General features: G+C 63.6%; 1 protein-coding gene. It reads right to left on the minus strand.

The features are described from left to right. Positions 1–15 precede the first annotated feature (15 nt). Positions 16–220 (minus strand): fructose-bisphosphatase class II (locus E0702_RS18825; protein ID WP_132045963.1); only part of this gene is annotated, 205 nt, incomplete at its 5' end.

A 220-nucleotide genomic window follows, 5' to 3' on the forward strand; every position in this document is an offset into this window, starting at 1 on the left:
GGACCATCGGTCACGTCAGGTCGCGGAGGTCGGGTTCCGGTAAATCATCCGCCGTACGGACCCGGTCTTGGAGCGCATCAGGATCGTCTCGGTGGTCAAGTAGCCCACCTCGCGCTTGATTCCCGACACGATCGAGCCGTCGGTCACACCTGTCGCAGCGAAAATGACATCTGCGGTGACCAGCTCGTCGCGGGTGTCGCTCCGGTCGAGATCCCCGCTC

This window comes from Halomonas marinisediminis (assembly GCF_004347715.1).
Classification (GTDB): Bacteria; Pseudomonadota; Gammaproteobacteria; order Pseudomonadales; family Halomonadaceae; genus Halomonas; species Halomonas icarae.